Origin of the sequence: Geobacillus sp. LEMMY01 (assembly GCF_002042905.1) — a bacterium.
Classification (GTDB): Bacteria; Bacillota; Bacilli; order Bacillales; family Anoxybacillaceae; genus Geobacillus; species Geobacillus proteiniphilus.
Window position 1 is genome coordinate 1 of sequence record NZ_MVKA01000064.1, and the last position, 6,152, is coordinate 6,152.

General features: G+C 46.9%; 5 protein-coding genes, 15 tRNA genes, 1 rRNA gene and 1 pseudogene. 2 read left to right on the forward strand and 20 right to left on the reverse strand.

Annotated elements, in window-relative coordinates; all coding sequences use genetic code 11:
• Nucleotides 1-256: IS66 family transposase (locus B1A75_RS18835; RefSeq protein ID WP_139761774.1), on the forward strand; the 256-nt coding region annotated here is incomplete at its 5' end.
• Between the two features lie 24 nt (nt 257-280).
• Here the strand turns inward: B1A75_RS18835 and B1A75_RS20590 are convergent.
• The 4 genes from B1A75_RS20590 to B1A75_RS18855 form a co-directional block, all read right to left on the reverse strand.
• Nucleotides 281-1,288: a peptidoglycan-binding protein gene (locus B1A75_RS20590; RefSeq protein WP_139761775.1), complete on the reverse strand. Its 1,008-nt coding sequence runs from the start codon at nt 1,286-1,288 to the stop codon at nt 281-283.
• Nucleotides 1,289-1,414: 126 nt separating this feature from the next.
• Nucleotides 1,415-1,663: a helix-turn-helix domain-containing protein gene (locus tag B1A75_RS18845; protein WP_074044550.1), complete on the reverse strand. Its 249-nt coding sequence runs from the start codon at nt 1,661-1,663 to the stop codon at nt 1,415-1,417.
• Nucleotides 1,664-2,155: 492 nt separating this feature from the next.
• Nucleotides 2,156-2,854, reverse strand: a complete 699-nt coding sequence (locus B1A75_RS18850; RefSeq protein WP_074044549.1) for an N-acetylmuramoyl-L-alanine amidase — start codon at nt 2,852-2,854, stop codon at nt 2,156-2,158.
• A complete protein-coding gene (locus tag B1A75_RS18855; protein ID WP_074044548.1) occupies nt 2,847-3,266 on the reverse strand; it encodes a phage holin family protein in 420 nt (139 codons plus the stop codon). Before B1A75_RS18855 ends, B1A75_RS18850 begins: the two co-directional genes overlap by 8 nt.
• Before the next feature lie 16 nt (nt 3,267-3,282).
• On the opposite strand from B1A75_RS18855, the pseudogene B1A75_RS18860 reads away from it, so the two are divergent.
• Nucleotides 3,283-3,549: pseudogene (locus B1A75_RS18860) on the forward strand (tyrosine-type recombinase/integrase); the annotation flags it as partial.
• A 135-nt stretch (nt 3,550-3,684) separates the two neighbouring features.
• Here the strand turns inward: B1A75_RS18860 and B1A75_RS18865 are convergent.
• The 16 genes from B1A75_RS18865 to B1A75_RS18940 all read right to left on the reverse strand — a co-directional run.
• A tRNA-Leu gene (locus B1A75_RS18865) sits at nt 3,685-3,769 on the reverse strand.
• A gap of 60 nt (nt 3,770-3,829) precedes the next feature.
• Nucleotides 3,830-3,903: transfer RNA gene (locus B1A75_RS18870), tRNA-Cys, on the reverse strand.
• A gap of 9 nt (nt 3,904-3,912) precedes the next feature.
• Nucleotides 3,913-3,984, reverse strand: a tRNA-Gly gene (locus tag B1A75_RS18875).
• 5 nt (nt 3,985-3,989) lie between these two features.
• Nucleotides 3,990-4,064 (reverse strand) — tRNA-Gln (locus B1A75_RS18880).
• 15 nt (nt 4,065-4,079) lie between these two features.
• Nucleotides 4,080-4,152 (reverse strand) — tRNA-His (locus B1A75_RS18885).
• A 17-nt stretch (nt 4,153-4,169) separates the two neighbouring features.
• Nucleotides 4,170-4,243, reverse strand: a tRNA-Trp gene (locus tag B1A75_RS18890).
• A 9-nt stretch (nt 4,244-4,252) separates the two neighbouring features.
• Nucleotides 4,253-4,337: transfer RNA gene (locus B1A75_RS18895), tRNA-Tyr, on the reverse strand.
• A 6-nt stretch (nt 4,338-4,343) separates the two neighbouring features.
• A tRNA-Thr gene (locus B1A75_RS18900) sits at nt 4,344-4,419 on the reverse strand.
• Between the two features lie 160 nt (nt 4,420-4,579).
• Nucleotides 4,580-4,655, reverse strand: a tRNA-Phe gene (locus tag B1A75_RS18905).
• 32 nt (nt 4,656-4,687) lie between these two features.
• Nucleotides 4,688-4,763, reverse strand: a tRNA-Asp gene (locus B1A75_RS18910).
• Between the two features lie 5 nt (nt 4,764-4,768).
• Nucleotides 4,769-4,845 (reverse strand) — tRNA-Met (locus B1A75_RS18915).
• Nucleotides 4,846-5,026: 181 nt separating this feature from the next.
• A tRNA-Val gene (locus tag B1A75_RS18920) sits at nt 5,027-5,102 on the reverse strand.
• A 9-nt stretch (nt 5,103-5,111) separates the two neighbouring features.
• Nucleotides 5,112-5,183 (reverse strand) — tRNA-Glu (locus B1A75_RS18925).
• Nucleotides 5,184-5,197: 14 nt separating this feature from the next.
• Nucleotides 5,198-5,288 (reverse strand) — tRNA-Ser (locus tag B1A75_RS18930).
• Between the two features lie 4 nt (nt 5,289-5,292).
• Nucleotides 5,293-5,367 (reverse strand) — tRNA-Asn (locus tag B1A75_RS18935).
• Nucleotides 5,368-5,787: 420 nt separating this feature from the next.
• Nucleotides 5,788-6,152, reverse strand: a 23S ribosomal RNA gene (locus B1A75_RS18940); the annotation flags it as partial.

The window sequence follows — 6,152 nt, forward strand, 5'->3', positions numbered from 1 at the left end:
GCGCACGCAAGAAGCGCTTCTCTTCCGTCGAAAGCAAGAAGTTCCGTTTGACAATAACCAAGCCGAACGCGATTTACGGATGGTGAAAGTCAAACAAAAAATCTCTGGAACGTTTCGTCAGGAAGACGATGCCGAGGCTTTCTGTGTCATCCGCAGCGTCGTTTCCACCCTGCAAAAACACGGAAAGCCGGTGTGGGAATCGTTGCAAAGACTTCTAAGCGGAGAGCCTCTTCAAACGATTCTCCATTCCTCCTAGGGCATTTTCGATACTGGGAATGCCCTATTGGTGCTGGATTCTGAAAATCTCGCTAGTACTGGGCTGAATAGATACTTTTAGAATTGTATGACCTTTATCTTCAGAATAATTTAATAATGTTCCTGCGTCAATATTGTTTATTTTATCTGAAATGAATTTGACTGCAGCATCATCAATTTTATCTGTTCCTTTTTTTACCGTCGATTTGATTACATCGACTGCTTTCCCAATATTTTTTAAGTCTTTTAAGTCTCCAATAACAGGTATGAATGCAAATAATGCTAATCCAACTTCTTTAGCAGTAGCATTAGGATTAAATAAAGTATTGACAAGATTATATGCGTCTTTAAATTGACCAACAACAGGAACAAAATCGGTGACCACATCCATTAGTGACTTAGCTAATTCCTGTTTCTTCTTTTCCTCTGCCTCTTTTTGAAGTCTTTGTGCTTCTTTAGATATATCAACTGTTACGCCCTTATTAGCTTTTGATGAGATATAAGACTTTAGACTTCTATAAGTTTGCGCCCCGGCTACACCATCAACAGATATACCAACTGATTTTTGAAAACTTCTTACAGCTCCCTCTGTCTCGGAACCATATACACCATCCACTTTAACATTATATCCTGCCGAATTTAACATTCTTTGTAATTCCTTTACAGCCTCTCCTTTGCTTCCTTCTCTAAGCGTCTGACCTGTCCAATGATCATCGCTACCTGATGAGTTTGATCGGGACACTGTTGTTTGTGTTCTCACATACTCTTGTAGAGCCTGGTACGTTTGTTTCCCCGCAATTCCATCGGCCGTGATTCCAACCTTCTTCTGAAATTCCTTCACAGCCTTCTCTGTATTTGCTCCGTAAACTCCATCAATTCCCCCAGGATTAAATCCGGCTTTATAAAGCCAAGATTGCAATGTCTTCACATAATCATTTCGATCACCTCTTTTCAGCGTTTGCCCACTCCATAGATAATTTGTATAATTTGATGGATAATAGATGATTCTGCTAGTCCCATCTACAACGTACATCATTGAGCCCCCCATTTCAAAGCTTTATCCATTAATTTCAATAGTAATCAATTTTGATCAAAAAGATTGTCGAATTTTGTATTAAAATAAAAAAATCCCCACTCTAAAGGTGGAGATTCGTAATCATCATTCCATATCATACGGCCGGTATTTCTTGCGCAACGCCTCCAATTCTTTTTTCTTTTCCTCGATGTCGCTTCTTAAAAACAAACTGTCGCCGCGTAGCTTTTTGATCGGATTTAACTTGCCGCCCGCAATCATCTGACTCACTCTTTGACGTGTGACACCAAGAATTTCAACTACTTCAGAAGTCGTGAGGACTTCATTTCGAATGAAGTCCTCTATCTCCTGGCGTGAATTAAGATGGTATTGCACCTTTTCACCTCCTAATCACTTACGGATACGATCAATTAAACGATCGATAAGCGTCCATGCCCAAAGTAACAGTGCCACTAATAATGCGATATCCAGAACGCCTAGATGATGAAAGTCAGTTGTAACTAGAAACGTAATGGCGATAATCGCAATTAAAGCATTAAGAATGACTTTTGACATTTGTTTGGGGAGATGATACTATTTTTTATACAGAAGCCCTTCCCGAAGGTAGGGCTTCCGCTTGGGTTTATTTGCGACGTTTCTTTTTGGAGCGTCGCTTTTTATTTTTCTTTCTATCGTCGAGGTAAATCTTGAATGCTAGCGTTGCCGCCGCTATGCTCATGATTTTCTCGACGATATCGAGGATTTTCATCATCTCCCTTTGTTCACCTCCTTTCTGATTTTATTATACCAAATGTATTTACAATTGTAAATAGATAAAATAAAAAAATTGTAAAAATAGCGAAAAAATCCCCCGCCAAACGGCAGGGGTTAAACAATAGTAGCTGGATACCCATTTTGCTTCAACTCTTCAACCAGCTGCTCCGCATTCTTCCGATCGCTGAACGCCCCTACTTGCACACGGTATAGTTTTCCGTCAGACGATTTTTGTTGTGGCTGCGATGGTGCTGTTTTTGCTTTTTGCGGCAATCCCAGGAATTTTGCGATTCCTCGCGCGTGCGCCTCGCCTACATCTTTGAGAAACTCTTCATTTTTTAGCAACTTGGCGTCGCTTGAATCAATGAACAGATTCTCGGTAAGAACAGCAGGCATTTTTGTTTCTCGAAGTACTGCATAATTTGCCCTTTTCTTCCCCCTGTCTGTAATGGAGCCAAAAGTCTTCATCGTCGCTAAAATTTCACCATGCAGGACATTTTGCAACGCGATAGTTTGCGAGGAAACGCCACCGTTGTAAACGTAGCTTTCGAATCCATTTCCTTTCCCGGCGTTGATATGCACGCTGACAAATACGTCCGCGCCCCATGCGTTTGCCATGTCGGCGCGTTGGGACAACGTCAGTGTTTGGTCTCCTGTACGAGTGACACGTTGTTCAAAGCCTGTGTAGTTAGCTTCGAGATAAACCATGGCATATTCTACGATTTTATGAGTCAAGTTTTTCTCCTGTAATCCATTTGCCACCGCGCCAGGATCATCGCCGCCATGCCCTTTATCCCAGTAGATTTTAGACATTTTTCCCTTCTCCTTTCTCGCTTCTCCCTTTCAGCACCTCTACCGCCTGCTTGATTTGTTCTGGCACAGGAAGCCCAATTCGTCCGGCATTTTCAATGATCGAAAGTAGCTCATTCGCTAAATAAAAAAAGATCGTCGCGTCTCGGAATAGTCCGTTCGTTCCGACCGCACGATCAATGAGGTGACCGACAGCAACTAGCGCGAAAATCATCACTTTTTTTGGTATCCGTTTGAACCCGACGGCACTACGAAGCGAACCTTCTTTTGATGCTGCCAATACGCCCGTGACATAATCCATGACGACAAATGCCAGCAAGATGCCGAGCAGTTCTGACCATCCACCAAACAAATAACCGACAACAGCCCCAACCGCAGCCGCGCCGGTTTTATAGATCACATCAAGCCTTTCCATTCGTTTCACCTCATTATTAGTGTCTAATAATGCTGTTAACAAAACGCTAAAAACGTTGTGCAGGAAACTTGGTTTAAAAGAGGTGACGATGCATTCCTTGAGGCATACGCACGCTTCGATGCTTTTATACCGGAAAGCGAACATCAAATATATTTCAAAGCGTCTTGGTCATAAGGATATAGGGATCACATTGCAGACCTACTCGCACATTTTGGACGAGCTGGAACAAGCAGAAAATATGCTCCTGGATCAAATCATGGATGATTTATATCATGCAAGATAGCCGTGCAAAATTCGTGCAAAATTTTTTCGGATTCTATCGTTTTTTTCGGGATTCCCAAAAAATGAAAAACGACCGCAAATGCGGTCGTTTCAAGGGTTTCACGATTGTTCATCGTGAGGTATCGGATTCCCAGGATGCCGATGGTGGGAGTCGAACCCACACGGGGGGCTACCCCACACGATTTTGAGTCGTGCGCGTCTGCCAATTCCGCCACATCGGCGCGACAATCAACATTTTACCAAATCATCTTTCATCTGTCAATACTTTTTTATTCATTAGATGGAGGCGGCACCCGGATTCGAACCGGGGGTAAAGGTTTTGCAGACCTCTGCCTTACCACTTGGCTATGCCGCCTTGATCGAGAGCGGAAGACGGGACTCGAACCCGCGACCCCCACCTTGGCAAGGTGGTGTTCTACCGCTGAACTACTTCCGCATCCGTGGCTGGGGTAGCTGGATTCGAACCAACGCATCACGGAGTCAAAGTCCGTTGCCTTACCGCTTGGCTATACCCCAACGCCAAAGAACAAGGGCGACTAGTGGGAATCGAACCCACGCATGCCAGAGCCACAATCTGGTGCGTTAACCACTTCGCCATAGTCGCCATCATGATCATAAAAATGGCAGGGGCAGTAGGAATCGAACCCACACCGGAGGTTTTGGAGACCTCTGTTCTACCATTAAACTATGCCCCTTTGTTAAAATGGTGGAGGGGGACGGATTCGAACCGCCGAACCCAAAGGGAGCGGATTTACAGTCCGCCGCGTTTAGCCACTTCGCTACCCCTCCAAGGAATGGTGCCGACTGCAGGACTTGAACCCGCAACCTACTGATTACGATTCAGTTGCTCTACCAATTGAGCTAAGTCGGCGTGATATGAATAGACCGTGACTCGTTGAACTCTGTTGTGTCCCTTCCTCTTCTAGCTGATTCGATGAAGCAGGATGCGTCGGGACAACTCGAAGCAGATTCGACGAAGCAAATGCTCGTCTCTACCAATTGAGCTAAGTCAGCATGTATATCTTATTATATGGTGGCTCGGGACGGAATCGAACCGCCGACACAAGGATTTTCAGTCCTTTGCTCTACCGACTGAGCTACCGAGCCATATTTTTTCATCTTTCACAATTTTGAAAGAATGGCGGTCCCGACGGGACTCGAACCCGCGATCTCCTGCGTGACAGGCAGGCATGTTAACCACTACACTACGGGACCAATTTTGGTTGCGGGGGCAGGATTTGAACCTGCGACCTTCGGGTTATGAGCCCGACGAGCTACCGGACTGCTCCACCCCGCGACGGTAAGAAACTCATCTCATTTGATAACGCTCTAAGTGTTTCTTTAAGACTGCCTCTTCCTCTGCCAGCGAACTCAAAGATATCGAATGCGTCGAGGCAACTCGAAGCGGATTCGACGAAGCGAAGGCTCGTTGCTCCACCCCGCGATGATGAGAAAGTAAGTCAGCTTTTATATTAAGATGGTGGAGGATGACGGGATCGAACCGCCGACCCCTTGCTTGTAAGGCAAGTGCTCTCCCAGCTGAGCTAATCCTCCACAAAGAAGTGACCCGTACGGGATTCGAACCCGTGTTACCGCCGTGAAAGGGCGGTGTCTTAACCACTTGACCAACGGGCCATGCTGATGGATCATGGCGGAGAGCAAGGGATTCGAACCCTTGAGGCGCTATTCACGCCTACACGATTTCCAATCGTGCTCCTTCGACCACTCGGACAGCTCTCCATGATGGCTCCGCAGGCAGGATTCGAACCTGCGACCAATCGGTTAACAGCCGATTGCTCTACCACTGAGCTACTGCGGAATCATAACGATGGTCAATTCTCCCATCAAGATGCCCTGCCTCTTCCTCTGCCAGCCGATTCAAAGAAGCTGGATGCGTCGAGGCAACTCGCAGTTCATCCGATGATGCAAATGCTCGTCACTGAGCTACTGCGGAATGACATCTCTTTAGACATTTACTATTATAATGATTCGCGCTGAGCTGTCAAGAGTTTTTTCATTCCCTCAAAACTAGATAACCGTCGGAAGAAGCCGCGGCGCTTTTCGCTGTCTAGTTCCGGCCGCCATCGGCTCGCGACGCTTCGGTCCTGCTGCGGCGGCGACACATTGCTTACGCTCCTGTGATACCACCCACGCAGAACCAAGCTTTGCTTGGTTCGAGCCTCCTCGCAGGCCCTCCAGCGCGCCTCGCCGATAAGCGGGCGGCCTCCACTTTTCTCACTAGGTTAAGCCCTCGATCGATTAGTATCCGTCAGCTCCACGTGTCGCCACGCTTCCACCTCGGACCTATCGACCTCGTCATCTTCGAGGGATCTTACCCGCTTCACGCGGTGGGAAATCTCATCTTGAGGGGGGCTTCACGCTTAGATGCTTTCAGCGCTTATCCCGTCCGCACATAGCTACCCAGCGGTGCCCCTGGCGGGACAACTGGTACACCAGCGGTGCGTCCATCCCGGTCCTCTCGTACTAAKGACAGCTCCTCTCAAATTTCCTGCGCCCGCGACGGATAGGGACCGAACTGTCTCAMGACGTKCTGAACCCAGCTCGCGTAAAGCTTGAAGGGGCGAAAAGACCAACCCTTGGGAC

What these genes read in the sequence shown, in the direction of transcription:
- B1A75_RS20590 (WP_139761775.1), bottom strand. Translation starts at nt 1,288, where the DNA reads ATGTACGTTGTAGATGGGACTAGCAGAATCATCTATTATCCATCAAAT.
- B1A75_RS18855 (WP_074044548.1), bottom strand. Translation starts at nt 3,266, where the DNA reads ATGGAAAGGCTTGATGTGATCTATAAAACCGGCGCGGCTGCGGTTGGG.
- B1A75_RS18850 (WP_074044549.1), bottom strand. Translation starts at nt 2,854, where the DNA reads ATGTCTAAAATCTACTGGGATAAAGGGCATGGCGGCGATGATCCTGGC.